Source organism: Xanthomonas theicola (assembly GCF_014236795.1).
In the GTDB taxonomy this organism is placed as follows: Bacteria; Pseudomonadota; Gammaproteobacteria; order Xanthomonadales; family Xanthomonadaceae; genus Xanthomonas_A; species Xanthomonas_A theicola.
In genome coordinates, this window is sequence record NZ_CP049017.1 from 391,120 (window position 1) to 417,240 (window position 26,121).

The 26,121-nt window shown below is 70.0% G+C and carries 26 protein-coding genes and 1 pseudogene; 11 read left to right on the forward strand and 16 right to left on the reverse strand.

The features are described from left to right. The first annotated feature begins 27 nt into the window (after window positions 1–27). Window positions 28–405 (forward strand): DUF4870 domain-containing protein, encoded by a 378-nt coding sequence (locus tag G4Q83_RS01715; protein WP_128418829.1) that lies wholly within the window; start codon window positions 28–30, stop codon window positions 403–405. 645 nt (window positions 406–1,050) lie between these two features. Here G4Q83_RS01715 and G4Q83_RS22840 read toward each other — a convergent pair. From G4Q83_RS22840 to G4Q83_RS01745, 7 genes are all read right to left on the reverse strand, one after another. Further along, on the reverse strand, window positions 1,051–1,197 hold the full coding sequence (locus G4Q83_RS22840; RefSeq protein WP_246432240.1) for a M35 family metalloendopeptidase: 147 nt from the start codon (window positions 1,195–1,197) through the stop codon (window positions 1,051–1,053). A 56-nt stretch (window positions 1,198–1,253) separates the two neighbouring features. Next, window positions 1,254–1,547 (reverse strand): M35 family metalloendopeptidase, encoded by a 294-nt coding sequence (locus tag G4Q83_RS22845; RefSeq protein WP_246432241.1) that lies wholly within the window; start codon window positions 1,545–1,547, stop codon window positions 1,254–1,256. Window positions 1,548–1,853: 306 nt separating this feature from the next. After that, window positions 1,854–2,732, reverse strand: a complete 879-nt coding sequence (locus tag G4Q83_RS01725; protein WP_128418831.1) for a polyprenyl synthetase family protein — start codon at window positions 2,730–2,732, stop codon at window positions 1,854–1,856. Next, the gene (locus G4Q83_RS01730; protein ID WP_128418832.1) at window positions 2,722–2,985 is read right to left on the reverse strand and encodes an exodeoxyribonuclease VII small subunit; all 264 of its coding nucleotides are present in this window, start codon (window positions 2,983–2,985) and stop codon (window positions 2,722–2,724) included. Before G4Q83_RS01730 ends, G4Q83_RS01725 begins: the two co-directional genes overlap by 11 nt. Before the next feature lie 31 nt (window positions 2,986–3,016). Then, window positions 3,017–4,327: a tRNA lysidine(34) synthetase TilS gene (gene tilS, locus G4Q83_RS01735; RefSeq protein WP_246432242.1), complete on the reverse strand. Its 1,311-nt coding sequence runs from the start codon at window positions 4,325–4,327 to the stop codon at window positions 3,017–3,019. A 40-nt stretch (window positions 4,328–4,367) separates the two neighbouring features. Further along, entirely contained in the window at window positions 4,368–4,766 is a 399-nt protein-coding gene (locus tag G4Q83_RS01740) for a WG repeat-containing protein (protein ID WP_185817322.1), read from the reverse strand. Between the two features lie 261 nt (window positions 4,767–5,027). Then, the gene (locus G4Q83_RS01745; RefSeq protein ID WP_128418834.1) at window positions 5,028–6,740 is read right to left on the reverse strand and encodes an alkaline phosphatase family protein; all 1,713 of its coding nucleotides are present in this window, start codon (window positions 6,738–6,740) and stop codon (window positions 5,028–5,030) included. Between the two features lie 150 nt (window positions 6,741–6,890). Between G4Q83_RS01745 and G4Q83_RS01750 the strand changes: the two genes are divergently transcribed. Next, window positions 6,891–8,231, forward strand: coding sequence for a dicarboxylate/amino acid:cation symporter (locus tag G4Q83_RS01750; RefSeq protein WP_128418835.1), 1,341 nt, complete (start codon window positions 6,891–6,893; stop codon window positions 8,229–8,231). An 88-nt stretch (window positions 8,232–8,319) separates the two neighbouring features. On the opposite strand, the gene G4Q83_RS01755 is transcribed toward G4Q83_RS01750, so the two are convergent. Genes G4Q83_RS01755 through G4Q83_RS01765 form a run of 3 tightly spaced genes read right to left on the reverse strand, consistent with a single transcriptional unit; the run spans window position 8,320 to window position 12,514 of the window. Beyond that, complete coding sequence (locus tag G4Q83_RS01755; protein ID WP_128418836.1) at window positions 8,320–9,354, reverse strand: PstS family phosphate ABC transporter substrate-binding protein; 1,035 nt, start codon at window positions 9,352–9,354, stop codon at window positions 8,320–8,322. Next, on the reverse strand, window positions 9,351–10,394 hold the full coding sequence (locus G4Q83_RS01760; protein ID WP_128418837.1) for a PstS family phosphate ABC transporter substrate-binding protein: 1,044 nt from the start codon (window positions 10,392–10,394) through the stop codon (window positions 9,351–9,353). The genes G4Q83_RS01755 and G4Q83_RS01760 overlap by 4 nt, the downstream gene beginning before the upstream one ends. Next, a complete protein-coding gene (locus G4Q83_RS01765) occupies window positions 10,391–12,514 on the reverse strand; it encodes a TonB-dependent siderophore receptor (RefSeq protein ID WP_128418838.1) in 2,124 nt (707 codons plus the stop codon). The genes G4Q83_RS01760 and G4Q83_RS01765 overlap by 4 nt, the downstream gene beginning before the upstream one ends. A gap of 353 nt (window positions 12,515–12,867) precedes the next feature. Here G4Q83_RS01765 and G4Q83_RS01770 point away from each other — a divergent pair, with 353 nt between their 5' ends. Next, window positions 12,868–13,347, forward strand: coding sequence for an acyl-CoA thioesterase (locus tag G4Q83_RS01770; protein ID WP_128418839.1), 480 nt, complete (start codon window positions 12,868–12,870; stop codon window positions 13,345–13,347). A 102-nt stretch (window positions 13,348–13,449) separates the two neighbouring features. Here the strand turns inward: G4Q83_RS01770 and G4Q83_RS01775 are convergent, their stop codons facing one another. Further along, window positions 13,450–14,247, reverse strand: a complete 798-nt coding sequence (locus G4Q83_RS01775) for a C40 family peptidase (protein ID WP_386272469.1) — start codon at window positions 14,245–14,247, stop codon at window positions 13,450–13,452. Between the two features lie 108 nt (window positions 14,248–14,355). Continuing rightward, window positions 14,356–14,901 carry a C40 family peptidase gene (locus tag G4Q83_RS01780; RefSeq protein ID WP_386272468.1) on the reverse strand — a complete coding sequence of 182 codons (546 nt, stop codon included), beginning with the start codon at window positions 14,899–14,901 and terminating at the stop codon, window positions 14,356–14,358. A gap of 109 nt (window positions 14,902–15,010) precedes the next feature. Here G4Q83_RS01780 and G4Q83_RS01785 point away from each other — a divergent pair, with 109 nt between their 5' ends. From G4Q83_RS01785 to gorA, 5 genes and pseudogenes are all read left to right on the forward strand, one after another. Beyond that, window positions 15,011–15,490, forward strand: a complete 480-nt coding sequence (locus G4Q83_RS01785; RefSeq protein ID WP_128418841.1) for an FKBP-type peptidyl-prolyl cis-trans isomerase — start codon at window positions 15,011–15,013, stop codon at window positions 15,488–15,490. A 134-nt stretch (window positions 15,491–15,624) separates the two neighbouring features. After that, window positions 15,625–16,890 carry a DUF418 domain-containing protein gene (locus tag G4Q83_RS01790; protein WP_170069119.1) on the forward strand — a complete coding sequence of 422 codons (1,266 nt, stop codon included), beginning with the start codon at window positions 15,625–15,627 and terminating at the stop codon, window positions 16,888–16,890. Window positions 16,891–16,899: 9 nt separating this feature from the next. Continuing rightward, window positions 16,900–17,097 (forward strand): hypothetical protein, encoded by a 198-nt coding sequence (locus tag G4Q83_RS01795; protein WP_128418843.1) that lies wholly within the window; start codon window positions 16,900–16,902, stop codon window positions 17,095–17,097. Beyond that, a pseudogene (locus G4Q83_RS01800) lies at window positions 17,022–17,189 on the forward strand (amino acid dehydrogenase); the annotation flags it as partial. The gene G4Q83_RS01795 and the pseudogene G4Q83_RS01800, both read left to right, overlap by 76 nt. Then, window positions 17,186–18,544 carry a glutathione-disulfide reductase gene (gorA, locus tag G4Q83_RS01805; protein ID WP_128418844.1) on the forward strand — a complete coding sequence of 453 codons (1,359 nt, stop codon included), beginning with the start codon at window positions 17,186–17,188 and terminating at the stop codon, window positions 18,542–18,544. The pseudogene G4Q83_RS01800 and the gene gorA, both read left to right, overlap by 4 nt. A 51-nt stretch (window positions 18,545–18,595) precedes the next feature. Here the strand turns inward: gorA and xopX are convergent, their stop codons facing one another. Further along, on the reverse strand, window positions 18,596–20,713 hold the full coding sequence (gene xopX, locus G4Q83_RS01810) for a XopX family type III secretion system effector (RefSeq protein ID WP_246432243.1): 2,118 nt from the start codon (window positions 20,711–20,713) through the stop codon (window positions 18,596–18,598). Between the two features lie 604 nt (window positions 20,714–21,317). Here xopX and G4Q83_RS01815 point away from each other — a divergent pair. The 3 genes from G4Q83_RS01815 to G4Q83_RS01825 are packed head-to-tail and all read left to right on the forward strand — an operon-like array spanning window position 21,318 to window position 23,309. Then, on the forward strand, window positions 21,318–22,253 hold the full coding sequence (locus G4Q83_RS01815) for a DMT family transporter (RefSeq protein ID WP_128418845.1): 936 nt from the start codon (window positions 21,318–21,320) through the stop codon (window positions 22,251–22,253). Next, window positions 22,175–22,612: an MGMT family protein gene (locus G4Q83_RS01820; RefSeq protein ID WP_386272464.1), complete on the forward strand. Its 438-nt coding sequence runs from the start codon at window positions 22,175–22,177 to the stop codon at window positions 22,610–22,612. The genes G4Q83_RS01815 and G4Q83_RS01820 overlap by 79 nt, the downstream gene beginning before the upstream one ends. 40 nt (window positions 22,613–22,652) lie before the next feature. Continuing rightward, the gene (locus G4Q83_RS01825; protein ID WP_128418847.1) at window positions 22,653–23,309 is read left to right on the forward strand and encodes a rhomboid family intramembrane serine protease; all 657 of its coding nucleotides are present in this window, start codon (window positions 22,653–22,655) and stop codon (window positions 23,307–23,309) included. Window positions 23,310–23,366: 57 nt separating this feature from the next. On the opposite strand, the gene G4Q83_RS01830 is transcribed toward G4Q83_RS01825, so the two are convergent. The 3 genes from G4Q83_RS01830 to G4Q83_RS01840 are packed head-to-tail and all read right to left on the reverse strand — an operon-like array spanning window position 23,367 to window position 25,854. Further along, window positions 23,367–23,936 (reverse strand): relaxation protein, encoded by a 570-nt coding sequence (locus tag G4Q83_RS01830; protein ID WP_128418848.1) that lies wholly within the window; start codon window positions 23,934–23,936, stop codon window positions 23,367–23,369. A 29-nt stretch (window positions 23,937–23,965) separates the two neighbouring features. Beyond that, on the reverse strand, window positions 23,966–25,279 hold the full coding sequence (locus tag G4Q83_RS01835; protein ID WP_128418849.1) for a Tle-like phospholipase domain-containing protein: 1,314 nt from the start codon (window positions 25,277–25,279) through the stop codon (window positions 23,966–23,968). Then, window positions 25,276–25,854 carry a hypothetical protein gene (locus G4Q83_RS01840; RefSeq protein WP_128418892.1) on the reverse strand — a complete coding sequence of 193 codons (579 nt, stop codon included), beginning with the start codon at window positions 25,852–25,854 and terminating at the stop codon, window positions 25,276–25,278. Before G4Q83_RS01840 ends, G4Q83_RS01835 begins: the two co-directional genes overlap by 4 nt. Window positions 25,855–26,121 lie beyond the last annotated feature (267 nt).

Genomic DNA, 26,121 nt, shown 5'->3' on the forward strand with positions numbered 1-26,121 from the left:
CCACCACCATTAAGGAAAGGAATACCGATGAGCGAATTCGACAACGTGACCGCACCGCCGCCGCCGCCGGCCGCCAGCGGCCCGCAGGAAGACCGCACGGTCGCCTTGATCACCCACCTGTCGGGCATCATCGCCGGCTTCATCGTGCCGCTGATCGTCTGGCTGATCCACAAGGACAACCCGGCCAAGTCGTTCCTCAACGACCAGTCCAAGGAAGCGCTGAATTTCCAGATCACCGTCGCCATCGCCTACGTGATCTGCGTGGTGCTCAGCGTCATCGTGATCGGCGGGCTGCTGATGCCGGTGGTGTGGGTGGTGAACCTGGTGTTCTGCATCCTGGCCGGGATCAAGGCCAACGAAGGCGTGGCCTACCGCTACCCGTTCGCGCTGCGCCTGATCAAGTAGGCGCAGGAGCGCCATGTGCAAGCGCCCGGCATGTTCGCCGGGCTTTTTTCATGTGCGCCGGCACGCGCGCATTGCTGGAGGTGCGAGTCCACCGGCAAGCAGACCACCGCGAGGGACTGCGGGAGGGCGACCGACCGTGGGGAGGAAGCGTGGCGCGTCATCCTTGGTCCGAAGAACAAGAAGATGCACTGGAAGGGTGCTCCGAGGGTGTACCGGGACCGTGCGAACTGGGTGCATCGCCGGAGCGCGCGCGACAAATTGCGGCCAACCCGCCGGAGTTGGTGGAAGAACGGTGCCGAGGCGCTGAGCCGCGTGCCGACGGTGGCCTGCTTTCGATCGCCTCCCTGCCGCGTCCGCCCCGACCTCGACCTCACGAACCGCCCGGTGCGCCCGCATGCCGGATGGTGTGGGAGGGGCGCGACGGCCATCTGCCGTCGCCCACTATCCCGATTGCGGCGCGCGCGGCACTTCGCTGGATCGCGGCATGCATGTATCGATCGGCATGTTCCGTGGCGCTGCTGTTGTCCACGAGCGTCCTGTGCCGGCGTGACGTGCGACCCGGGCTGTCCACCGCCCGCCCGCCGGCGCTGACGGGAGCATCGCGGCAGCGACACCCCGCCGCGTTCGCCGCGCTTCACCGCTGGTTCAGTTCTGCGCCAGGGTGTTCTCGGCGAAGTACTCGTGGCTGTCGGCGTTCTTCACCGCGCGCCGGGTCGCTGGCGGCCAGGCGCGGTGTCGCGCTCTGGCCATAGGCATAGTCCTGGGTGCGGCGACAACGGTGAAATGGCTCATCGCGTGGACCGGCGTCCCGGCCTTGGAATCGGTGCCGGTCCGCTCGGCGGCGCGCTTCAGAACGCGTTGCAGACGTAGATCTGGTAGGGCTGGTTGGCATAGGCGCTGTCGCTGCGGCCGCAGTTGATGGTGACCTGGCCGTCGTTCTGGTCGATCGCCGCGTCGATGCTGACGAAGTTGGACGTGGCGGTGCTGTAGTGGCTGGCGCTGTACGCGTCGAACCAGGAGGCGTAGCGCGCGCCGGTGCTGCTGCCGTTGAGATAGGTGTTGGGGTTCTGCGATAGGCCCGTGCCGCGCTCGCCCACCCGCCGATCGCGCGCCGCCGCCGCCGCGTCTGGACTGCGCAGCAAGGCCGGCAGTGCGCGGTTGCCCCGGCCGAAACGCGCTTGCACCCTGCAGGCAAGTCGTTGCAGACATGGAACCTGCAGGGGCGGCTGCAGTCGTGGCAGGCACTGCCGCCGATAGAACCTGTCGTGGCTGAAGCCGCGCCTGCGGCAGCGCTGCATGCGGGATGCGTTTCCGCGGCAGCACCGCGTCGCTGGCGCATTTTCGACTCGGGTATTTGCAGCCAGCGGAGTGTTGTGGGAGCGACTCCGGGTGGCCTCAGGCCACCCGGAGTCGCTCCCACAAGCGGCATCACTTGGATCGAAAATGCTCTAGTGAGAGCGGTCCACCGCCAGCCGCGCCAGCGCCGCCAGCGCGTCGGCGCGCGCGCCATGGCCGTGCAGGCCGGCGCGCATCGCATCGGCCAGTTCGCCCAGCTTGGCCTTGGCGCCGTCCATGCCGAGCAGCGCCGGGTAGGTGGACTTGGCATGCGCCGCGTCCTTGCCGGCGGTCTTGCCAAGTTGCTCGGAACTGGCCTCGACGTCGAGGATGTCGTCGCGCACCTGGAAGGCCAGGCCCAGGGCGGTGGCGAAGGCGTCCAGCTGCGCCTGCGCGGCGGCATCGGCGCCGCCGCCGAGTGCGCCCAGGCGCACGCTGGCGCGGATCAGCGCGCCGGTCTTCAACGCATGCATGCGCTGCAGCTCGGCCAGCGGCTGCACCGCGCCGGTGGCGTCGATGTCCAGCGCCTGGCCGCCGCACATGCCGGCGGCGCCAGCAGCTTCGGCCAGGGTCTGCAACCAGCGCACGCGCAGCGCCGCATCGGCGCTGCCGGCGCTGGCCAGCAGTTCGAACGCCAGGCTCTGCAGCGCATCGCCGGCCAGGATCGCGGTGGCCTCGCCGAAGACGACGTGCACGGTGGGGCGGCCGCGGCGCAGCGTGTCGTCGTCCATGGCCGGCAGGTCGTCGTGGACCAGCGAATAGGCGTGGATCAGTTCCACCGCCAGTGCCGGCGTGTCCAGCCGCGCTTCGTCGGCGCCGAACAGCGCGCCGCTGGCATAGACCAGCAGTGGGCGCATGCGCTTGCCGCCGCCGAGGGTGGCGTGGCGCATCGCCGCGTGCAGGCGCTGCGGCGCTGCGGCGGCGGGCAGCTGCGCGTCCAGGCCGGCTTCCACGCGCTGGCGCCAGCGCGCGAACGCGGCGTCAGCCGCCATGGAGCGGCGCGGGGTCGAACGGCTCGGCGATGTCGGGTTGCTCCGGATCGCTGAGCAGGCGCACGCGCAGCTCAGCCTGTTCCAGCGCCTGCTGGCACTGCCGGTACAGGCCGACGCCGCGCTCATAGGCGCTGAGCGACTGTTCCAGGCTCAGGTCGCCGGTCTCCATCTTCTCCACCAGCACTTCCAGCGCTTCGAGCGATTGCTCGAAGCGGGCGACCGGGGAGGCATCGTCTAGGGACTTCTTGGGCATCGCGGCAGTGTGCGCGGCGCCGGTGGCAGGGTCAATGCGAGGCAGGTGACGATGGCGTGGCGGCGGCGTCCAGCGCCAGCCGCGCGCGCCGCATCTGCAGCCAGGCGTGCAGCGGCGCGGCCACGATGCGCTCGCCGGCGGCCAGCAGTTGCGTGGCGTCGTGCAGCAACGGCAGGCGTGCGCGCTGCCAGGGCGGCACCGCGTGCTCCTGCAGCACTTGCTTCAGCGCCTGCGAATGCATGCGTCCGGGCAGCAGGATGCGTTCGCCGCCCTGGCGCAGCCGCACCAGCAATGGCGCATCGAATCTCCGCGGCGCGTCGCCGAGCAGCCGCAGGAGACGGCCATCGGGCAGCGCCAGCGGCGCGCTCCCGTCCCAGTGCGCCTGCCAGCCGGTGGGCAGCGGCGGCGGGTCGCGCTCGGCGTACAGCGCGTCGCGCCAGCTGCGCAGCGTCGCGCCGTGCCAGGCGAACTGCGCGGACGCGTCGGTGCGCGCGTGCAGCAGCGTGCGCTCGATCGCCGCCAGGCCGGCCGCGGGCAATGGCGGCAGGCCCGACTGTACGACCCACCGCCGCAGCACGCGCGCGCGGCGCGGCGCCGGCAGCGCGCGCAGGGACGGCAGCGACAGCGGCGCGGCCGCGGCCTCGCGTACCGCCTCCAGTGCGGTCTGGTCGCCGTCGTCCAGCAGCGCGCTGGCCTCGGCGCACAGCTGCGCGCTGCGCGCCAGCGCGGCCGCGGCGTGCGGCCAGCGTTGGCGCAGCAGTGGTAGCACCTGCAGGCGCAGGAAGTTGCGGTCGAAGCCGGGGTCGGCATTGCTCGGGTCTTCGATCCAGCGCAGCGCGTGCCGCTGCGCATAGGCATGCAGCTCGCTGCGCGGCAGGGCCAGCAGCGGACGCCACAGCATGCCGTGGGCGAAGCTGCGCAGGCCCTGCATCGCCGCCAGCCCGTCCGGGCCGGAGGCGCGCAGTGCGCGCAGCAGCAAGGTCTCGGCCTGGTCGTCGCGGTGCTGGGCCAGCGCCAGCCACTCGCCCGGGGCCAGCAGCTGGGCGAAGGCCGCACGCCGCGCCTGCCGCGCGGCGGCCTCCAGGCCGTGGCCGCTGTCGCGCGGCACCTGCACGCGCAGCACCTGCAGCGGGATCGCCAGCGTTGCGCAGATCCCGGCGCAGTGCGCGGCCCAGGCCTCGGCATCGGCGTGCAGGCCGTGTTGCACGTGCACCGCGCGCAGCCCGCTACGGCGGTAGTGCGGCGGCTGCGCCAGCGCATGCAGCAGCACGCTGGAATCCAGCCCGCCGCTGAAGCCGACCAGCACCGCGGCCGGCGCCGGATCGGGCAGGGTGGCGCTCACGGCCGATGGCGGTGCAGCGTCGGAACGGAGATTCATCGCGTCACTGTAGGGCCAAGCCGGCCGTCGGCGAAGCGTCGGGTTTCGGATAGGCGGCGGCCGCCTCCTCGGTCGGGGGCGTGGCGCGCGCAGCCCGCCCGCACGTTCCGCGCGAGGGTGGCGGCACTGCGCGGTTGCTGTGGTCGATGGAGTACCAGCGTCCGCCCTGCAGCGGCGTGCGCGCGTCGCCGTCGGGCGGGCCGGGGCGGCAGCCATCGCAGACCTGCGCGATCCCGTCCGCGAACGGCCAGGCGAAATCGTGGACAGGCGCGACCATTTCGCGCAGTTGCCGATCGTAGAAGCCGATGCGGCCATTGAAGATGCCGCGGGTGAGGCTTTGGGCGAACGCGTCCGGGCCCTTGTCCCGCACGATCACCGGCAGGCTGCCGCCGTCGGTGCGCACGTCACAGGACCGTTCATTGCACGGACAGGACGGCCAGGCCAGCGCCTTCGAAGCGCACTTCACTTGCCGCAGTGTCCGCGGCGACAGCGCCGGGCGCGCGTCGGTGCCGACCCTGCCGCCGGGCACGATATGTCCCTGCCGGCGTCCGAATCGCCTCACCGCAGGCGCCGTCGCCCTGCGCCCAGGCCGACGCCGCGGCGCAGATCGCGGCCAGTGTGGCCAATGCCCGTCGTGCCGGCGCTCGCCGCCGCCACGCCAGGATCACTTGGCGGTGGTGGTGGCCGCGGCGGCGGCCATGAACGCTTCCGGCTTCGGCAGTTCCACTGGCACGCCGTCGCCATTGCAGGCGCCGGCCTGGCACAGGCGGCCGCGCAGCTTCGGGGTGGCCTGCACGATCACGTGGTAGATCACGTTCTCCTCCAGGCTGCCGCGGAACGCGTCGCTGCCGGGACCGCGCGCCCAGATGCCGACGTCGTCGCCGCCATGGGTCTCGGCCTTGGTCGGCACCAGCGCCTCCTGCATGAAATCCGGCTGCTCGGTATCGACATGGGTCAGGTCGGGGCGGCCCTTGGCCGGCTCGAAGCCGCTCGGCGCGTGCGGGAAGCGCTTGACGCCGGCCGGCTGCTGGTTGCTGGCGCCGGTGTAGCCGGGGCCGTTGGCGTAGCTGAGCGTGGCGTACGGCTGGCCGTTGCCGTCCAGCGCCAGCTCGCCGTTGCTGGCGTCCTCGCCGCTGGTGCCGCGCACCTTGCCCAGGATCGGGTTGCCGCGCTGCGGATAGCCGACGAAGCTCAGCGTGTGCGAATGGTCGGCGGTGACGATGATCAGCGTGTCCTCGGCCGAGGTCGCCTCCGTCGCGACCTGCACCGCCTGCGACAGGGCGATGGTCTCGTCCAGCGCGCGGTAGGCGTTGCCGGCGTGGTGGGCATGGTCGATGCGGCCGCCCTCGACCATCAGCACGTAGCCGTCCTTGCCGCGCGACAGGGTGCGGATCGCGGCGCGGGTCATCTCGGCCAGGCTCGGGTCGCCGGCCGCGCTCTGGTCGCGGTCGTGGTCGAACTGCAGGTGGTCCGGTTCGAACAGGCCGAGCAGCGCCGGCGCGTCCTGCGCCGCTTCCAGCTGCCCGCGGTTCCACACGTAGGCGCCTTGCGGATGGCGCTGGCGCCATTCGCCGACCAGGTCGCGGCCGTCCAGGCGCAGGCCGACCTTGTCGTCGTATTCCGGATCGCGCTGCTCGACGGTGGTGAACTGGCTGCGGCCACCGGCCAGCATCACCTGCGGGCCGCGGCCATAGCGCGCGCTCACCATCTGCTGGGCGATGTCGTGGCAGCCTTCGGCCACCGCCTTCTCCGGCAGGTCGGTGTCGCTTTCCCAGTTGCGCTCGGGCACGTGCGCGTAGGTCGCCGCGGGGGTGGCGTGGGTCAGCCGGGTGGTGGTGACGATGCCGGTGTTCAGGCCGGCGCTGTCGGCCAGCTCCAGCCAGGTCAGCAGCCGCTTGCCGAGGCTGTCGGCGCAGGCGTTGCGCTTGCCGGCGGCCACGCCGATCGCGCCCATGTGGGTCTTCACCCCGGTGGTGATCGAGGTCATGGTGCCGGCCGAGTCCGGCGTCTGCGAATCCACGTTGTAGGTCTTGCTCAGCGCGGTGGCCGGGAACGCTTCCCACGCCAGTTGGTTCTCCTCGCCGGAGGCGCCCTTGCGCTGGCCGTCGAGGATGCGCGCGGCGGCGACCGTGGTCAGGCTCATGCCGTCGCCGAGGAACAGGATCACGTTCCTGGCCTTGCCACGCATCGCGCCGTTGTTGGCCGCCTTGGCCGCGCCGCTGCGGTACCACCAGGCGGGGGTCTCGCCGCCTGGATGGACCACGGTGGGGATCTGGATCGGGGCGATGCCGGCGGCGGACGGTGCACGCGGGGCGCTGGCGCAGGCGGCCAGCAGCAGGGTGGAGGCGACGGCGAAGGCGGGAACGGGGTGGCGCATACGGGGAGCGGGCCCTGGGCACGAAGTGCCCCGCATTATGCTGGCTGCGACAAGGCACGTCGATGACATCGCGCTTTTCCAGCCATGGCGTCGTCGCCCGCGCCGGCTTGCGCTATGGTGCGGGAGCCCGACATTTTCTGGACAGCATCGATGACATTGGTGAGCGCCTGGTTGCGCATTCCGTTCTGGCAGCGCGTGGTGTCCGGCTTCGTGCTGGGCGCGCTGGCCGGCTGGGCGCTGGGGCCGGCGGCGGACACCTGGTTCGGGCCGCTGGGCGACCTGTACGTGACCCTGATCAAGATGATCGCGGTGCCGCTGGTGTTCTTTGCGGTGATCAACGCGATCTCCTCGCTGCACGGCCAGCAATCGGTGGCCAGGCTGGGCGGGCGCACCTTCCTGTGGTTCGTGCTCACCGCCGCGCTGGCGGTCGGCGTCGGCCTGGGCGTGGGCACGCTGCTGCAGCCCGGCGCCGGCCACTTCGGGCTGAGCGTGGACAGCGCCTGGAAGCCGCGCGACGTGCCCAGCCCGATCCAGGTGCTGCTGGACGTGGTGCCGTCCAATCCGTTCTACGCGCTGACCGGCATCGGCACCCGTACCAACGCCGCCGGCGAGACGGTGCTGGCGGCCGGGCGCGGCTCGATCCTGCCGGTGATCTTCTTCGCCGGCCTGCTCGGCTTTGCGATGGTCAAGCTCGGCGAGCGCGTGGCGCAGGCGCGCCAGCTCACCGCGCAGATGAGCGACATCATGATCCAGGTGACCCGCTTCGTGCTGGAGATGACCCCGCTCGGCACCTTCGGCCTGATCGCCTCGCTGGTCGGCAGCTACGGCTTCGAGAAGCTGCTGCCGTTCGGCAACTTCGTGCTGGCGCTGTACCTGGCCTGCGCGATCCACGTCCTGGTGGTCTACAGCGGCCTGTTGCTGGCGCACGGGCTGAACCCGTGGAAGTTCTTCCGCGGCGCCGCGCCGGGCATGCAGGTGGCCTTCGTCAGCTCCTCCAGCTTCGCCGCGATGCCGGTGGCGCTGCGCTCGATCACCCACAATCTCGGCGTCGACAAGGACTACGCCGCGTTCGCGGTGCCGCTGGGCGCGAGCATCAAGATGGACGGCTGCGGCGCGATCTTCCCGGCGCTGTGCGCGGTGTTCATCGCCCAGTACACCGGGGTGCCGCTGACCGCCAACCAGTACTTCGTGGTGCTGATCGCCTCGGTGCTGGGCAGCTTCGGCACCGCCGGCGTGCCCGGCACCGCGGTGGTGATGGCCACGGTGGTGCTGAGCGCGGCCAACCTGCCGCTGGAAGTGATCGGCTACCTGTACGCGATCGACCGCATCCTGGACATGATGCGCACGCTGACCAACGTCACCGGGCAGATGCTGGTGCCGGTGCTGGTGGCGAAGGAAACCGGCTTGCTCGACCGCGCCGTGTACGAGGCCGCGTCGAGCAACGTCGGGATCGAGGAGCCGCCGGTGGACCGCTCGGGCCAGGTGCGCTGAGGCCGCCCGCGCCGGCAGGCGCGGATGCTCGCCCAGGCGCCGGCCCGCGTGCGGCGTGCGCCTGCGGCGCCGGGCCGGGCACGCCGCGCTACAGCGCTTCCAGCCGCTGGCGTTCGCGCGCCAGGTCCTCGGCGCTGAGCGGCACGTAGCCTTCCTCCGCGTCGCGCTGCGCCTCCAGCAGCGCCTGGCCTTCGCGCGACAGCGCCAGCCGCAGGTACTCCTTGACCAGCGGGTCGAGCGGCCGGTCCGGCGCGCGGTCGACGTAGAACTGCACCGCGGCGGACAGCGGGTAGCGGCCCTGGCGCACCGAGGCGTGGTCCGGCCCGTGGAACGGCTCGCCCGGCGCCTGTGCCAGCGGCAGCACGCGCACCTGCGAGGACACCGCCGCGGCGTCGATCCAGCCGAGCAGGCCGATGCCGTATCGATCGGCGGCCACCGCGCGGATTACCGCCTCGCGCGACGGCAGCGCTTCGTACTTGAGCGCGAACGGCCGCCCGCCCAGCCGCGCGATGCGCAGCCCGGTGGCGAAGCCGCCGTCGTCGCGCAGGCCGTAGGCGTGGATGCGGCGGTCGGCCCAGGCGCCGTCGTCCAGTCCCAGCTGCGACCAGGTGGCGAGGTCGCCGCCGTCCTGGCCGTCGGTGAAGATCCGCGCCACCTGCGCCAGCGTCAGCCCGGCCAGCGGGTTGTCGGCGTGCACGTACACCGCCGGCGGGGTCTTGTGCGGCGGGCGCGGGCCGTAGCCGTTGTAGCCGATGCGCACCGGCGTGGCGTCGTAGCCGTGCAGCTGGCGGAACGCGGCGCGGTCGCCCGGCCACATGTCGCGGGTCAGCGGCGCGAACAGGGTGGCCCCGGCCGCCAGCGCCGGCATGCCGGTGGAGGAGCCGCGCATCACGGTGGCGAACCGCACCTGCGGATGGTGGCGCACGAACAGCGCGTCGAGCCGGTCGATGACGTCCTGCAGGCCGTCGTTGCCGACGATGGTCACCGCGCCGTCGCCGGTCAGGTAGGAGGCGCCGGCCGGCGCCGCGACCGGTCGCGGCACGTAGGCGGGCGGGGGTTCGGCGGCCGCGGCCGCAACCGTGGCGCCCAGCAGGGCGAGGCCAAGCAGGGTTCTTGCGATCATGGGGCGGGCGTCGTCCGGTCGAGTTTCTCGCGTTCGTGGCGGGCCTGCGCGGCGGTGAGCGGCAGGTAGCCGTCCGGCTGCGCGGCGATGATCGTCTGGCCCTCGTGCGACAGCACCAGCCGCAGGTACTCCCGCACCAGCGGGTCCAGCGGCCGGCCCGGGCTGCGGCGCACGTAGAAGTGCAGCCAGCGGCCGAGCGGGTAGTCGCCGTCCACCACCTCCTGCGGCGTGCCGGCCAGCGGCCGCCCGCTGTGCAGGCCGAGCAGCGGCAGCTGGCGCACCTGCGCGTTCTCCAGCCCGATCGCGGCCACGGCGATGCCGTCGGGATCGTCGGCCACCCGCTGCAGCAGGCGCGCGCTGTCCGCCGCGTACCGGGTGCGGGGCGCGAGCGCACGGCCCTGCAGCACCTGCTGCTGCAGCGCGTCGCCGAAGCCGCTGTACTCCGGCGTGGCATAGGGCTGGATCGGGCGGTCGCGCCAGTCCCCGTCGAGCCCGAGCTGGCCCCAGCGCGACAGGTCGCCGCCGGGGGTGCCGGTGCCCAGCACCTGCGCCAGCTGCACCATGCTCAGCTGCGCCAGCGGGTTGCGCCGGTTCACGTACACCGCCAGGGTGGTGGCCAGGCCGCCGGCGCTGCTGCCGGCGGTGTGCGCCACCCGGACGTCCAGCGCGTCGGCGCCGACGATCTTGCGGTAGGGCACCTGCTCGATCGGGTTGATCGCCCGTCCCATCGGCGCGAACAGCGTGCGTCCGAACATCAGCAGCGGCACCGCGCTGCTGGTGCCCTTGCCCGCGCTGGCGAAGCGCACGCCGGGGTGGTGGCGCGCGAACAGCGCGTTGAAGCCCTCCACGATCGCGTGCACGTGCTCGGCGCCGGCGATGCGCACGGCGCCGTCGGCGCTCAGGTACTCCGCCGCCGGGTCCACCTGCACCGCCTGGGGCGCATAGCGCGGCAACGCGGCATCGACCGCCGGCGGGGCGGCCGCGGCGCTGCCCGCGCAGGCGAGCAGGGCGGCCGCCAGCGCAAGGCCGCCGCGCCTCACAGGTCGACCTTGAAGGTGAACTTGAAGGTGCGCGGCGCACCGGCCGCCAGGCGGGTGCCGGCGGCGGCCCAGTAGCGCTTGTCGGCCAGGTTGTCGAGGTTGAGCTGCCAGCTGGTGCGGCGGCCGAACAGCGCGGTGGCGTAGCGCCCGCCCAGGCTCAGCAGGGTGGTGTCGCCGAGCCAGGCCTGGTCGAGGTCGTTCACCGGGCGGCGGCCGGTGTAGTAGGCGCCGCCGTTGACCGACAGCCCGGGCAGCGCGTCGAAGGCATAGGTCAGGAACGCGCTGCCGGTGCGGCGCGCGGCGTTCTCGGGCAGCTTGCCGTCGTACTGGGCGCCGATCCCGGCGAAGCGCGGGTCCAGCCACTGCGCCGAGGTCTGCCAGCCCAGCTGGCGCGTGAGCTGGCCCTGGGTGGACAGTTCGATGCCGGTGTAGCGCTGCTCGCCGTCGGCGGTGAACACGTTGTTGCTGTTGGTGTAGTAGCCCGGGCGCTGGATGTCGAACAGCGCGGCCGACACCAGGGTGCCGTTCGGCGCCTGCCAGCGCACGCCGAGCTCCTTCTGCTTGCTGATGCCCGGCGCCAGGCGCTCGTTCTCGTTCTCGGTGCCGGTCGGGGCGGCCTCGCCTTCCTCCAGGCCCTCGGCGTAGGACGTGTACAACGACAGGCGCTCGCCCAGCTTGTAGATGCCGGCCAGCATCGGCGTGGTCTGGCTGGCGGCGTAGTGCGAACTGCCCTGGTCGCTGCGGTAGCGCGAGTGGCGCAGGCCGGCGATCAGCTGCCAGGATGGGCCGAACTTCATGCGGTCCACCGCGTACAGGCCGGTGTCCTCGGTGTCCAGCGCGGCGGTGGTGGGCGTGGTCGGGCGCGCGCCGTAGCCGACCGCGGTGATCACCCGCGGCGCGTACAGGTTCTGCGAGGCGATGGTGTAGTTGCTCTGGTAGATCGCGTCCTGGCCCTTGTCGGTGCGGCTGGCGCCGAGCGTCAGCTCGTGCTCGACCGGGCCGGTGGCGAAGCTGCCGAACAGCTCGGCGCGCGCCAGGTCCGAATCCACCACGTGGTGCTGCTGGTTGCCGCGGATCGCGCCTTCGCCGCTGGCCACGCCGGCGTTGTTGGCGAAGCGGAAGATCGCCAGCCGGCGGTCGCGCGCCATCTCCGAGTGGCCGGCCTCCAGCGTCAGCGCCCAGCCGTCGGCCAGCGCGTAGTCGGCGCGCAGCAGCGCGTTGCGGGTGGTGGCCTCGAAGTCCGCCCAGTCCGGGCCGACCAGACGGGTGGGATCGACCGGGTGCGGCAGCGTGATCACGCCGCCGACCGCAGTGGGCAGGGTCACCGCGGCCTGCTCGGTGACGCGGCGATGGTCGTACTCGACGTCGCCCTTGAGCAGCAGCCGGTCGTTGACGCGCCAGTCCAGCGCGGCCGAGAGGAAGCGGCGGCTGCCGTCGTCCACCCCGTCCAGGGACGAGCCCAGCGCACCGCCGGCGGCGTTCACGCGCACGCCCACCTGCTGCTCGGCGCCGAAGCGGCGCGCCAGGTCGACGCTGCCCACCGCAGTGCCGTACTGGTCCAGGGTCAGCCCGAAGGTGGTGACCGGCGTGGCGCCGGCACGCTTGGTGACGAAGTTGATCACCCCGGCCGGCGAGGTGAACCCGTAGTACAGCGCCGAGGCGCCCTTGAGCACCTCGACGCGTTCCTTGTCCTCCAGCGGCACCTGCGAGAAGTTCATGACCGGCATCGAGCCGTTGAGCCGGTAGTTGGTGCGGTTCTCCACCGCGATGCCGCGGATCACCAACTGGTCCCAGGTGTCGCCGCCGTTCTGCTGGCGGGTCACCCCGGCGGTGTTGCGCACCGCGTCGTAGAGGCCGGCGGCGGCCTGCAGGTCCAGCGCCTGGCGGGTGACCACGTTGACCGTGGACGGCACGTCGAGGATGTCAGCGCCGCGGAAGCTGCCGGCCTCCACGGTCTGCGGATTGAGGCCGCTGGCGCGGGTGCTGGTGACCGATACGGTGTCGAGGAGTTTCAGCTGTTCCTCGTCGGCGGCCCCGACGTGCTGGGCGACCGCGGGAGCGGCCAGCAGGCAGAGCGACCACAGAGGGAAACTGCGCGGCGGGGAGGACGGAAATGGCATGGCGGCATGAACACTCGGAGAGCGGCCGGCGCGCCCGCATCGTGGCGCCGGCGACGGCGCCACGATGCGGGACGCGCGCAGCGTGGGGGTAGGGGCGGGCGGTTCGCGGCCTGGGCGACGGCGGGCCGCGAATGTGGCGCGATTGTATTGCGAATAATATTCATTATCAAATTAAGATGTGATGCGCATCGAGGACGCCGCCGATGCGTTGGCGCGGGGCCGTCCTGCGAGCGGCGTCCGACGCAGCACGGGAACGCGCGGTAGTGCCACGGCAACGCCAGGCGCTCGGCACCGGCCAGACCAGGCCAGGCCATGGCAGACTCGGCGCTCCTTATTCTGTCCTGGAGCCCCCGATGAGTGGCGTGCAACGCGAACTGACGTTCCGATTCCTGGCCGAGCCGATCGACGTCAACTACGGCGGCAAGGTCCACGGCGGGGTGGTGATGAAGTGGATCGACCAGGTCGGCTATGCCGCGGCGGTGGGCTGGAGCGGACGCTACAGCGTGACCGTGGCGGTGGGCGGGATCCGCTTCGTCTCGCCGATCCGGATCAGCGACATGGTCACGGTCAGCGCCAAGCTGGTCTATACCGGCAGCACCAGCATGCATTTCGCGATCGACGTGCGTGCGCGCGACCCGATGGGCGGCGACTCGCGGCTGTGCACCCATTGCATCATCGTGTTCGTGGCCCTGGATGGCGTGGAAGGCCAGCCGAAGCCGGTGCCGTCGTGGCGCCCGGACACGCCGGAGGACCACCGCCTGGCCGAGTACGCGCTGAAGGTGATGGACCTGAGCAAGGGCATCGAGGACACCATCTCCCACTACCAGGCCTGAGCCGCCCGCCGCCCGCACGGTGCGCATGCGGCCGGCGCCGTGCAGCAACGAAAAAGGCCGCTGTCCCCAGCGGCCTTCGTTTGTCGGCGTGCGCCGCGCGGCTTACATCGCCACGCGCCGCGCCTGCATGAACTTGGCGCTCCAGTAGCCGCTGGACAGTGTGTCCACGCGCACATCCTTGCCGCGGCTAGGCGCGTGCAGGAAGCGTCCCTCGCCGACGTACAGGCCGACATGGTCGACGCGGCCCCTGCGGCCGAAGAAGACCAGGTCGCCTGGCGCCAGCGCGTCGCGGTCCTTGATCAGTTCGGCATCGGCCTCGCGCGCCATCTCGCGCGACACGCGCGGCAACTCAATGCCCAGTGCGGTGCGGAACACGTAGCCGACCAGGCCGCTGCAATCGAAGCCTTCGGTGTCCTCGCCGCCCCAGCGGTAGGGCGTGCCGAGCAGCGCCATGGCGCGCTTGAGCACTGACTGGACCTTGTCGCCGCCGGGTACCACGCCTTCGCGCAGCGGGGTCTGGGACACGTCGTAGTTGGCCAGCAGGCGGCTGATGTCGCCGGCGAACATCGCCGAGCGGTCCATCAGCGGGATGGTGTCGTTGGCGGCCAGGTGCGGGAGCAACGCGGCCAGGGTGGCGGTGGCGGCGGCATCGGCCTTGCTGCGTGCCGGTGCCTGGACGGCGGCCGGCCTGGCGGCCGCGGGTGCCGGGGCGGCGGTGGCGGACGCCAGGGCCGGCACCGCGACGGGCGCGATCGCTTCGGGAACCACGGTGTCGGCCGTGGCCGACTGGGCCAGGGCCGGAACGGCCGAAAGGCAGAGCGAGGCGGTGCAGAGGAGGCGGAAGGCGGCCCGGCGAGGCGCGATGGTCATGCCTGGAGATGTCTTGGCTTCGGTCGTCACACTTCGATCACGAAAATAAAACGATGGGCGATCATGCCTTGTACACAACGGGAGAAAGTTCAAATAACGTTAATTTTTCGTGATTGATAATGTGATAAGAGCCACACTTCAGCGCAAAACCCGCTTGGCGCCGGTGTAGTGGTCGTGCCAGTAGGCCCCGTCCAAGTGGTCCAGGCGGACCGTTCCGCCGCTGCTGGGGGCGTGCACGAAACGGCCTTCGCCGACATAGATGCCGACGTGGCTGACGTTGCCGCTGCTGCCGAAGAACACCAGGTCGCCGGCGCTCAGCCGCTGCGGATCGATCCGCGGGCCTTGCACCGCGGCCAGTTCGCGCGAGGTGCGCGGCAACCGCAGGTCGAGCATGTCGCGGTAGACGTAGGCGACCAGGCCGCTGCAGTCGAAGCCGGACGCGGGGGTATTGCCGCCGTAGCGGTAGGGCGTGCCGACCAGGCCCAGCGCGCGCATCAGCACCGCGTTGGCCGCGGCCGGGTCGGCCGGCGCCACCTGCGGCCAGCTGCGCACCGCCACCGGCGGCGGCCGCCACGAGCGCACCTCCTGGCGGCCGCAGGCGGCCAGCGCGGCCATGCAGAGCAAGGCGGCCCAGCCGCGGCGATGGCGCCACGCGGGCGATGCAACGGGTGGCTTGTTGTGCATGGAGCCGGGATAATGCGCGACCTCAGATGGCCGCCATCATGGCGGCGCTCCCGGCGGCCGACAAGCCGTCCACACCGTCCGCCCCGGCAGACACAGCGCAGAGTTGCACATGAAGATCGAAAAAGATCGTGTCGTCCGTTTCCATTACACCGTCTCGGAAGCCGGCCAGGCGCCGATCGAGACGTCCAGGGACCGCGATCCGCTGGTGGTCCTGATCGGTCACGGCAACATCATCCCCGGCCTGGAGAGTGCGATGCTGGACCGGCAGGCCGGCGACAGCTTCGGCGTCGACGTGGCCGCCAAGGACGCCTACGGCGAGTACCGCCAGGGCCTGACCCAGCGCGTGCCGAAGAAGCATTTCGGCACGACCAGGCTGCAGCCGGGCAGCCAGGTGGTGCTGCAGACCAACTTCGGCCAGCGCGCGGTGACCGTGCAGAAGGTCGGCATGAGCGTGGTCGATGTCGACCTCAACCACCCGATGGCGGGCAAGGACCTGCATTTCGACGTGGAGATCGTCGACGTGCGCGAGGCCAAGCCCGAAGAGGTCGAGCACGGCCACGTGCACGGCGACGGCGGCCACCACCATTGAGCGTCGCGCCGGTCCGGCGCGCGGGACCGGTGGTGACCGCCGCCCGGCCGGACCGGCGGCGCTGAGCGGCGCCGCGCCGGCCGCGCGCCGCCGCCCACCTCGCGCACGCGCCTTGGTGCATGCGCGCCGCGGCGATGGATAATCGCCGGTCTTTCGCCGGTGCTCACGCCTTGGCTTCCTCCGCTCCCGTGCTGCAGCCCGTCGCGCCCGCCGAACGCATCGCCAGCCTGGATGTGTTGCGCGGTTTCGCGCTGCTCGGCATCTTGCTGATGAACATCGAGGGCTTCGTCGGTCCGCTCGACCAGGCGATGACCGGGCTGGATCCGCTGCTGCGCGGCGCCGACCGCATCGCCGACGCGGCGGTGTACCTGCTGGTGCAGGGCAAGTTCTACACCTTGTTCTCGTTGCTGTTCGGCATGGGCTTTGCGGCGCTGGCGCAGCGCGCCGACGCGGCGCGGCGCGAGTTCGGCGGCTTCTTCCTGCGCCGCAGCGCGGTGCTGCTGCTGATCGGCGTGTTGCACGCGCTGCTGCTGTGGTCCGGCGACATCCTGGTCAGTTACGCCTTGCTGGCGTTCATGCTGCTCGCCTTCCGCGAGGCGCCGACGCGCTGGCTGCCGTGGATGGGGATCGCCGTCTATCTGTGCGCGCCGCTGCTGTCGCTGCTGATGGGCGCGGTGGGCTCGGTGGCGCAGGCCGACGCGCACTGGCAGCAGGAGATGGCCGTGCAGGCGCAGCGCGCCGCCGCGGCGCTGGCCGAGCAGCGGCGGGTATTCGGCCATGGCAGCTACGCCGCGGCCACCGCGCAGCGCGCGCGCGATCTGGTCGATGCGCTGGGCCTGCTGGTGTTCAACGCGCCGACCATCTTCGGTATGTTCCTGCTCGGCGCGTGGTGTGTGCGCAGCGGCCTGGCCGCGCAGCCGCAGCGCTTCCCGCGGCTGCTGGCGGCGCTGCGCTGGGGCGTGCTGCCGCTGGGCATGGCGCTGATGCTGTTGAGCTTCCGGCTGGAGCCGTGGATGGACCCGGCACGGCTGGACCTGCGCCTGGCGACGGCGTTCGCGCTGGCCACGCTGGCCAGCGGCATGATGGCGCTGGGCTACGCCGCCTGGCTGCTGCGCGCCGCGCGCGCGCTGCGCTGGCTGGCCCCGGCCGGGCGCATGGCCTTGAGCAATTACCTGCTGCAGTCGCTGCTGTGCACCACGCTCTTCTACGGCTATGGCCTGGGCTATTTCGAACGCCTGCCGCGCGCCTGGCAGATCCCGTTCGCGTTCGCGCTGTTCGCCCTGCAGGTGGCGCTGTCGCTGCTGTGGCTGCGGCATTTCCGCTTCGGCCCGGCGGAATGGCTGTGGCGCTCGGCGAGCTATCTGCGCTGGCAGCCGCTGCGCCGCCGCGAGCCCTGCTGAGCCGTCGCGATGCGCGCGCCTGCGCAAGACGATGTCCTGATCGCCGGTGCCGGCGCGATCGGGCAGGCCACCGGCCTGGCGCTGGCGCAGGCCGGCCGCCGGGTACCGATCCTGGAGTCCGGTAGCGTGCGCCGGCGCTCGGGCGTTCGCCGCGCCATCCTCACGTCTGGCTTGCGGCCGGCCATGGCATGCTCGGCATCGGCATGAGCAGCGCGACAGGACAACCGATGGCCGACCCGATGTGCGGGCAGACGCCTGCGATCGACCCCATGCCGTACCGCGTGGAGCGTTTTCAGTGAGCGGGGCCGTCTACGACTACGACCTGCTGGTACTCGGCGGCGGTTCCGGCGGCCTCGCCACCGCGTTCCGCGCCGCCGGGCTCGGCGCCCGCGTGGCGGTGCTGGAGCCGAACGAACTCGGCGGCACCTGCGTCAACGTCGGCTGCGTGCCGAAGAAGGCGATGTGGCTGGCCGCCGACCTGGTCGCGCGCATCGATCTGGCGCGCGGCATCGGCTTCTCCATTGCCGGCTCCACGCTGTCGTGGCCGGAACTGGTGGCGCATCGCCAAGGCTATATCGGCAGCATCCACGGCAGTTACCGGCGGCGTCTGGACGCCGATGGCGTGGTGCTGATTCCGTACCTCGGCCGGCTGCTGGACGCGCATACGGTCGAGTGCGGCGACGGGGTGCGGGTCAGCGCCGCCCACGTGGTGGTCGCCACCGGCGCGCATGCGCTGCGGCCGCCGATCGAGGGCGCCGAACTGGGCCTGGTGTCGGACGATTTCTTCAAGCTGTGCGAGGCGCCGGCGCGGGTGGCGATCGTCGGCGGCGGCTACATCGCGGTGGAACTGGCCGGCCTGTTGCAGGCATTGGGCAGCCGCGTCGAGCTGTTCGTGCAGGGCGAGCGCCTGCTCGAGCGCTTCGATGCGGAGCTGGCCCGGCAGCTCGGCGAGAACCTGCGCCACCAGGGCGTGCGCCTGCATTTCGGCTACCGCGCCGGTGCGTTGCGGCGCGGCCGGGACGGCTTGCAGCTGCACGACGCCGACGCGCAGCCGGGCACGGCCGTCGACCAGGTGTTCTTCGCGGTCGGGCGGCGCCCGAACAGCAAGGGCATCGGCCTGGAAGCGCTGGGCGTGCGGCTGGGCGCCAAGTGCGAGGTGCTGGTCGACGACTACCAGAACACCGATGTGCCGGGGGTGTACGCGATCGGCGACGTGGCCGGCAGAGTCGGCCTGACCCCGGTGGCGATCGCCGCCGGGCGCAAACTGATGGATCGCCTGTTCGGCGACCGCCCGCAGGCGCGGTTGGACTACGCCGACGTGCCCAGCGTGGTGTTCTCGCATCCGCCGCTGGGCCAGGTCGGCCTCGGCGAGGAGCAGGCGCGGGCGCGCTACGGCGCGGCGGTGACGGTGTACCGCAGCAATTTCCGGCCGATGCTGCATGCGCTGGCCGACTCGCCGCAGCGCAGCCTGTTCAAGCTGGTGTGCGCCGGCGAGGACGAGCGGGTGGTCGGTTTCCACCTGCTCGGCGACGGCGCCGACGAGATCCTGCAGGGTTTCGCGGTGGCGCTGAAGCTGGGCGTGACCAAGCGCCAGCTGGAGGACACGGTGGCGATCCATCCGACCTCGGCCGAGGAAGTGGTGCTGATGCGCTGAGCGGCGCCCGGCGCCATCCCGGGCGCACACGACGCGCAGGCTCGGCGAACCCTAAGCCGACGTGGAGGGCGTATGCGTCGGCGCGTGCGCTGCGCTTGCCGGGGTGGGCGGGGGCGTTGTCGTGTCTTCCTCGGCGATCTCGGTGATGGTCACGCTGGACCCCGCCGGCGACACGGCAGCACGCAGTGCATCCGAGTTGTCGATCGCCTGCAGGATGTTGTCTCCCGTCATCGCGTCGAACTGATCCCGTTTGGCGGGGCTCAGGCTTTCGCGGTACGCCTGTGCCCCGGCAGCATGCTCCTGCAGCTCTTCGACAGTCTCCGCGACGCGGGTGGCCAGTGCGGTGCCGTCAGGCCCCTTGAATAGGCCCAGGAGTTTTCCTCCGCCCCAGTTCATCGCCATCTCCGCGCCGCGCGCCATCGGGCCGGGCATCGTCATCGACATGAGCGACATGATCAGACCTGCGTAATAGGGCGATGTCGGGGACGACGCGATCAGGCCGTTGGGCGTGAAGGCCTTGGAGATCTTGTCCGCACCCAGCGCGAGCGCCATCACCATGCTGACCGCGCTCATGGACTTGAAGCGTTCCATCGCGTCTTGCCGGGTCGCCTGTTTGTTCCAGGCCGACTGCGCCATGACCGCGGTCACCACCAATGAATCGGCAACCAAATCCGCGGTGCCGATCTTGTCGGGCTGGATGAAGAAGACCGTGGATCCGGTGACGCCGGCGCCCAGGATGGTCAATGCCAGTTTGGAAGAAAAATCGGAGTTCTTCGTCTGGTGCCTGGTGATGCCCGCCGTGTCGCCATCCAGCCCCAATGCACTACTGAAGCGCGAGGTGCAATCGTGCAAGGTTTCCAGCAAGTGGGTGCACTGGGAATTGAGGGTTCGGGTGAGTTCGTGCCCGCTGTCGGTTCCGGTGAAGTCGCGGCGGCTCTGCTCGAACGCCGCGCGTCCGTTCTCCAGCTGCAGCCAGATCTCGTTCAAGCGTCCACGCAGTTCGTCGCTGATTTGGGCGGGACTGAGCCGGGCGCGCAACGGCTGTACCCGATTGCCCAGGCCGACCCGTTCCGCGCCGGCGGCGGCCACGCGGATGGCGCCCTCGCCGACCCGACTGGCGAACTGTTTGACGTTGTTCCATACGAACGGAGTCAACAGCACTGCGGCGGCGGCGACGGCGGCGCCCGAGCGGAAATAGATGCTGTCGTCGATCGCTTGGGCCTTCTGCCGCACCGATTCCGAGCCATATTTCTTGGGCAGTTCGGTGGCAAGAAAGATGCTATTGAGCAGCGCCGCATAGAAATGCATTTCGTTGGCTTCCCGGCCCAGTTCGCCGCCGGCCAGCGGAAAAGGCAGGCCGTCCGCGGTCGAGCGCAGTGCCGACATCGACAGGCTGAGGACGCCCTTGGTGGCGGTGGCGATGGAATAGGCAAAGGTCTTGGTCTGATTGGCGAGCAGTGGGCTGGGAACCAACAGCGGCCAGGCGTTGACCAGATTGACCAGTGCCTTCAGTGCCCGGCCCGTCGCCGGCGTGCCGTGTTCGAGCGGGTCCAGCGCCTGTTCCACCGCGCCGATGTCGCCCAGGATCGCGGTGCGCAAATGCGACTGCAGATCCTGCGCCGTTTCGCACAGGTTGCGCAACTGCTGCACTTGCTCGCGGCACGAGGCCAAGGTGTGGGCCGATGGCCGCTCCGGATCGATGCCGCGCAGAATCGCCAGGAATGCGGGGTCATGCGCCTGCAACTGCAGCATGGTGCGCATGTCGCTCAGCATCCATAGTTCTTTGGCTGCCCATGCGATGTTGGAAGAGCCGCTGTGCACTGCCGAAGCAATCTGGCTGGACGCATGCGAAACGACGCCGGATACCCGCTGCGCACCCGCCTCCAGCGCGGTGCGGACATGCGCCAGGGACGAAGCCGTCGCCTGGCGGCCGCTGTCGCTGGTCGTTGCCGGTTCTGCGTGCGCAGGCGTTTGCGCAGGCGGGGTAGGCACGATGACGGGTGTGTCGGCGTCGCTGGTACGGCGTGGCGCGCGCCCCAGCAAGGGGCTGGGCGAGGACGAATCGGCCGGCGGCGGCGCAGTCGTTTCATGGGTCGATGCGGGCGCTGCTTCGGCGGAAACCTCCCGCGGCGTGGTGCTTGTCGATGCGGTAGCGGATTTGGCTTGCATGTGAATAGGATGCTCTGCAGTGAATCTGGTGGGGAGAGGGGGAGGGCGGCGAAGCCACAGGCGCGCGCCGCAATCGTGCGCGGCATCTGCGCCTAGTGCACCGCGTCGCGCTTTTCGCCTCGCGCGGAGCGGCGATGTGTCCGCGGCGATGCCTGCGCTCGGCATGGCCGTGATGTCCGACGTTCCTTGTCTGCACCGTGCATGAGCAATGGTGGTGTGCGTCTGGCGGGCGATGGATGGCACGCCATGGGGCGGATATTAGGGACGATCCCGCTGTCAAGACCCATCGGTGCGAAATCATGGTGCGTTACGAGAAGTCGGCAGGGATGCGGCGGTCGATCTTAGTGGCCGCCGGTGTTGCGCGCGCCGAGGGCGCCGTATCGAATTCGCTGCAGATCCGGGTTGGCGCCGTTGTCGCAGTTGTGCCAATCCCGGTGCGAATGCGTGCGATGGGTTGCCGGTCGGGGCGCGCTGCCCGCACGCGCGTTGCGCGTCGGTCGCGCCGCCGCGTTCCACCTCAGCGCCCGCAGCACTGGGCAGGGCACTGCCGCCGTAGAATGGGCGGCATGCACGATGCCCGTTTCCGCCTGGGTGCCGGTCCGCGATGAACGCGCCCGGTCGCTCGACTCTGGCCCCGTTGGCGACGGCGCATGCCGACCTGGGCGGCGTGTTGCTTGCCGCCGCGGGCGCGATCGCGTTCTCCGGCAAGGCGATCATCGTCAAGCTCGGCTACCGCTACGGCGTGGACGCGGTGACCCTGCTGGCGCTGCGCATGCTGGTGGCGCTGCCATGCTTCGCGGCGATGGCGCTGTGGGCCGCGCGCCGCGCGCCACCGCTGCAGCGTGGCGACCGCTGGCGCATCGGCGCGCTCGGCGTGCTCGGCTACTACCTGGCCAGCTACCTGGATTTCCTCGGCCTGGCCTATATCACCGCCACGCTGGAGCGGCTGATCCTGTATCTGACCCCGACCCTGGTGCTGTTGATCGGCGTGCTGGCGTTCCGGCGCCGGCCGCAGCGCCGCCAGCTGTGGGCGCTGGCGCTGAGCTATCTCGGCGTGCTGCTGGCCTTCGGCCACGACCTGCAGGTCGGCGGCGCGCGCACCGCCTGGGGCAGCCTGCTGGTGTTCGGCAGCGCGCTGGCCTATGCGCTGTACCTGGTCGGCAGCGGCCAGATGGTGGCGCGGATCGGCGCGGTGCGGCTGACCGCCTACGCCAGCCTGATCGCCTGCGTGCTGTGCATCGCCCAGTTCCTGCTGCTGCGCCCGCTGCATGCCCTGCGGCTGCCCACGCCGATGTATGCACTGTCGCTGCTCAACGGCACGCTGTGCACGGTGGTGCCGGTGCTGGCGACGATGCTGGCGGTGCGGCGGATCGGTTCGGGCCTGGCGTCGCAGATCGGCATGCTCGGCCCGGTCTCGACCATCGTGCTCAGCGTGCTGCTGCTGGGCGAGGCGATGGGGCCGTGGCAGATCGCCGGCACGCTGCTGGTGCTGGGCGGGGTGCTGGTGGTGTCGCGGCCGGCGCCGGCCGCGCCGGCATGAGCGGGCGCGGTCCCGCGGCGGCCGAGACCTCGGCGGCGGCCCAGGCACGCATCCTGGCGACGATCCGGGCGATCCCGCGCGGCCAGGTGCGCGGCTATGGCGAAGTCGCGCACCTGGCCGGGTTGCCCGGCCGCGCGCGCCTGGTCGCGCGCGTGCTCGGCGGCAATGCCGATGCGACGCTGCCCTGGCACAGGGTGCTGCGCAGCGACGGGCGCATCGCCTTCCCTGAGGGCTCGTGCGGTTTCCGCGAGCAGTGCCAGCGGTTGCGCACCGAAGGCGTGGTGGTGCAGGGCGGACGGGTGAAGCGGGCCCCAACGCCGGCGCGCGACCTCGATGCGGCGTTATGGGGGCCGCAGTAGCGAACGGCTATGATGGCCGACAGTTGCCACGGACACGACCATGTTTCCCAGACTTCCGCCCGTCACCCAAGCCCTGCTGATCGGCAATGTGGTGTTGTTCCTGCTGCAGATGCTGCTGGGCGAGGCTACGTTCGCGCCATTCATGCTGTGGCCGATCGGCCAGTTCGACGCGTTTTCGCCCGGGCAGAACTTCCAGATCTGGCAACTGCTGACCTACGGTTTCCTGCACGGCGGCTTCTCGCACCTGCTGTTCAACATGCTGGCGCTGTACATGTTCGGCGGCCCGCTGGAGCAGACCTGGGGCAACAAGCGCTTTTTGACCTATTACCTGGTCTGCGTGGCCGGTGCCGGCCTGTGCCAGTTGCTGGTGGGCTGGTGGACGGTGAGCAACGGCGGCGAGCCGTATCCGACCGTGGGCGCCTCCGGCGGCATCTTCGGCCTGCTGCTGGCGTTCGGCCTGCTGTTCCCGAACCAACGGGTGATGCTGCTGTTCCCGCCGATCCCGATGAAGGCGCGGACCTTCGTCATCGTATTCGGCGCGCTGGAACTGGTGATGGGTTTCACCGGCTGGCAGCCGGGCGTGGCGCACTTCGCGCACCTGGGCGGCATGCTGTTCGGCTGGCTGCTGATCCGCTACTGGCGCGGGCAGCCGCCGTTCGGCAAGCGCAAGCCGCCGCGGCCACGCATCGTGCGCTGAGCGTTCGGGCAGGGCGCTCGCAACCGGCTTCGTCCGTGCTATCGCCAGCAGTTGGCCTCAGCGCGGGCGTACCAGCCGATACTGCCGACGATCGCCGTAGACAGCGCCGTTGGACTCGACGTTGGCGCACAAGCGGTCCTTGCACAAGGTCATGTCGGCCTGGTTGTAGGCGCGCAGCAATTGCGCACGCAATTGGTTGTCGCGGATGTCCTGTCGATACTGCACGAGCAGCCAGCCACCTCCGGCGAGCAACAGCAGCAGGCTGCCCAGTACGATGGCGGCGGTCTTCCACAGCAGGCTGCGCTGCAGCCGTTCGATGCGCTTGAGCTGCGCCGATAATGCGTGGGCGCCTTCGCCGATCGAACGGCCGGCTTGCTGCAATCGCTTCTCGAACCCTGCGACCGGTTGGTCGATACCGGTTTGCACCTGGCGGATCAGCGTGTCGGGAACGCGCTGCAAGGTCTCCTGCGCCGAACGCGCGAGGACGCCCGGCAACGCTTGCGCAACCTGTTCGAGCTGTTGTGCGAGTTGCCGCTGTTGCCGCTCGAGCTCGGCGCAGCGGCGCTCGAACTGCTCCATCAGCGCGGCGGCCTTGCTCGCCAGCGACAGGGCATCGGGTGGGGTCATCGTGCTTCCTGCGTCTGCTGTGTCGACGATTACAGGCTGCGTGCGCCCATGCGCATCGTTTCCTGCTGCTGCATCTCCATCTGTTGCCGTTGTGCCTGCATCGCTTGCTGCGCCGCCTGCTGTTCCTGCTGGTTCACCGTCTCGATGGCCTCGTTGCGCAATGCGCGGCCGGGTTCGGCGTTCGCCAATTCCTGGGTCATCTGCCGGAACAGGTCGCGGTCGCCGTTCTGCGAGGCGGCCAGCATGCGGTCGAGGAAGGCGCCGGGGTCATTCTGCAGCGCGGCATGCGTGGAGTTCTCGCGCACCTGCGTGCCGCTGTCGCTGCCGGGCACTCTCAACGGCGCCTGCCAGCCATGCGGGGCATGGTCGCGTTCGCGGCGCTCGTGCAGTTGCCGCATCTGCTCGGACCAACCGGGCGCGTCCATTGCGCGGCGGCCGGCGCCCGGCGCTTCTGGGCCACGCAGTGTGTCGATGCCGTCGACGACCAGGCCCCGCCAGCCGCGTGCCCCGAGGGTCAGCCCGCTGCGCATGGTCTCCACGTCGTTGCGGTACTTGTCGATCATCGGCGCGTACTGCTGCGCAAGCTGCCGCGCGGCTGGATCTTCAAGCACCGAGCGGTCCGGTTGGCCATCGCCATCGACAGGCAGGAAGTTGTGCATCCGGTGCGAGTCCATCACCAGGCCTTTGGCGGCGCTCAGCGGGTTGCGCGCGTCCAGGGAGTCGTGGGTGTTTTCATAACCCGATTTGCTCAGCCTGGCGATCTCCTGCGGGGTCGCATAGACCCGCACCTGGCCGTAGTGCTTGCTGGCGGCGCTGACCGGATCGCCGGCCATCACGTGGTTGACGACGTCGTGGCCGCCCTCTGGAATGCGCCGGTCCAGGCTGACCGCGCCGTAGGCATTGAAGGTCTGGCCCTTCAGGCCGAAATGGTGCGCGGCGACCTGGGTCAGGTCGCCGCCGAGGGAGTGGCCGGCGACGGTGACGTCGGGTTTGTATCCGGAGCGTTTAGCTTCCCGTTCTGCCATCTCAATGGCATGCCGGGTCAGCTCTATGGCATCGATTGCCTGCGCGTTATGGCGGGTGGCGACCATACCGCCATCGGCGTAGATACCGTCGCGCATTGGCTGGCGATCGAATTCGGTGCCGCGGTGGACCACAATGAATTCTTGCGTATCCATCCTCCGGTAGATGATGCCTTGGTAGCCGGATGGGCGATCCATATATTCGATGCGTTGGTAAGGTGCATTGCCAATATTGACAGCGGGACTGTTTAGTCCGGTTTTGTCGGGTTTGAAGTATCCATCATTAACGAGGTCGGCATATTGTTGTGAAGTTAGGCTCATGGCGCTTCCTTCTTGGAAGATAAACTGATTTTGAAAAGCTGATTGCGTAGTTCTTCTTTGAATTTACTTGGATCCGTGTTACCAAGATCAGGAAAATTCTCCATCTCGTCGCGAGGATAACCTCCATCCCAAAAGAAAGTGGTTTTTGTCATTGAGCCAAGAACTTCTTTTTTGTCCAGACTTGGTGAAAAGTTTGTTTCTTCCTTTTTCCCAGTTGCCTTTAGTGAAAGGCCGACGCCCATTAGCTCCCATTGACAAATACCCTTTTCATAGTAGTCGGCATCGACCATGCCATCTGCATAGATTGTGGCAACATAGGTTGTCGCATCCATCTTCTGGAGGACGGCAGGAATACTATCTTCTTTCTGCTTTGGCCAGACACCCGCGATCGGCTCAACGGGCGTGCATTGCTGATGATTGGTCATCTGATAGAACGCTGCCGCTTCCACATGTCCAAATGGCCCCGGCGCGTCCTCGATGGTCATTGTGATCCGGTACGCCTGCGTGGGGTGCGGGTTCTTCCGATAGATCGGGTCGCCATCGGCATCGACGTCCTGGCCATTCTTGGAGTGCATGTGGTTCCCGGTGCCGCCGCAGGCGCACAGTGAGAGGGCGAGTAGGATCAGAAACGAGGCGGTCCGAAGCGGTTGCATGACACTCCCTGGTCTAGATGCTCTCCAAAGACGAGAACTTCAGTGCATCGTTTACGAGTTGGATGGACCCAGCTTGCGTGCCGCCCGGAACGGAGTGGTTGAGTTCAGGGATTCCAAACCTACTCCTCCTTTGCCACACGGGCAAGTCCAGGACCGGTCACTGCGCGATTCGTCTACCACATGCCGCGC

Bases quoted from the DNA above. Each gene is read 5' to 3' on its own strand.
- G4Q83_RS01730 (WP_128418832.1), bottom strand. From the start codon at position 2,985: ATGCCCAAGAAGTCCCTAGACGATGCCTCCCCGGTCGCCCGCTTCGAG.
- xopX (WP_246432243.1), bottom strand. From the start codon at position 20,713: ATGCAAGCCAAATCCGCTACCGCATCGACAAGCACCACGCCGCGGGAG.
- G4Q83_RS01770 (WP_128418839.1), top strand. From the start codon at position 12,868: ATGAGTGGCGTGCAACGCGAACTGACGTTCCGATTCCTGGCCGAGCCG.
- G4Q83_RS01745 (WP_128418834.1), bottom strand. From the start codon at position 6,740: ATGCGCCACCCCGTTCCCGCCTTCGCCGTCGCCTCCACCCTGCTGCTG.
- G4Q83_RS01840 (WP_128418892.1), bottom strand. From the start codon at position 25,854: ATGCACTCCAAGAATGGCCAGGACGTCGATGCCGATGGCGACCCGATC.
- G4Q83_RS01715 (WP_128418829.1), top strand. From the start codon at position 28: ATGAGCGAATTCGACAACGTGACCGCACCGCCGCCGCCGCCGGCCGCC.
- G4Q83_RS01755 (WP_128418836.1), bottom strand. From the start codon at position 9,354: ATGATCGCAAGAACCCTGCTTGGCCTCGCCCTGCTGGGCGCCACGGTT.
- G4Q83_RS01815 (WP_128418845.1), top strand. From the start codon at position 21,318: ATGAACGCGCCCGGTCGCTCGACTCTGGCCCCGTTGGCGACGGCGCAT.
- G4Q83_RS22840 (WP_246432240.1), bottom strand. From the start codon at position 1,197: ATGAGCCATTTCACCGTTGTCGCCGCACCCAGGACTATGCCTATGGCC.
- G4Q83_RS01830 (WP_128418848.1), bottom strand. From the start codon at position 23,936: ATGACCCCACCCGATGCCCTGTCGCTGGCGAGCAAGGCCGCCGCGCTG.
- G4Q83_RS01825 (WP_128418847.1), top strand. From the start codon at position 22,653: ATGTTTCCCAGACTTCCGCCCGTCACCCAAGCCCTGCTGATCGGCAAT.
- G4Q83_RS01725 (WP_128418831.1), bottom strand. From the start codon at position 2,732: ATGGCGGCTGACGCCGCGTTCGCGCGCTGGCGCCAGCGCGTGGAAGCC.
- G4Q83_RS01785 (WP_128418841.1), top strand. From the start codon at position 15,011: ATGAAGATCGAAAAAGATCGTGTCGTCCGTTTCCATTACACCGTCTCG.
- G4Q83_RS01795 (WP_128418843.1), top strand. From the start codon at position 16,900: ATGCGCGCGCCTGCGCAAGACGATGTCCTGATCGCCGGTGCCGGCGCG.
- G4Q83_RS01765 (WP_128418838.1), bottom strand. From the start codon at position 12,514: ATGCCATTTCCGTCCTCCCCGCCGCGCAGTTTCCCTCTGTGGTCGCTC.
- G4Q83_RS01780 (WP_386272468.1), bottom strand. From the start codon at position 14,901: ATGCACAACAAGCCACCCGTTGCATCGCCCGCGTGGCGCCATCGCCGC.
- G4Q83_RS01835 (WP_128418849.1), bottom strand. From the start codon at position 25,279: ATGAGCCTAACTTCACAACAATATGCCGACCTCGTTAATGATGGATAC.
- G4Q83_RS01790 (WP_170069119.1), top strand. From the start codon at position 15,625: ATGGATAATCGCCGGTCTTTCGCCGGTGCTCACGCCTTGGCTTCCTCC.
- G4Q83_RS01750 (WP_128418835.1), top strand. From the start codon at position 6,891: ATGACATTGGTGAGCGCCTGGTTGCGCATTCCGTTCTGGCAGCGCGTG.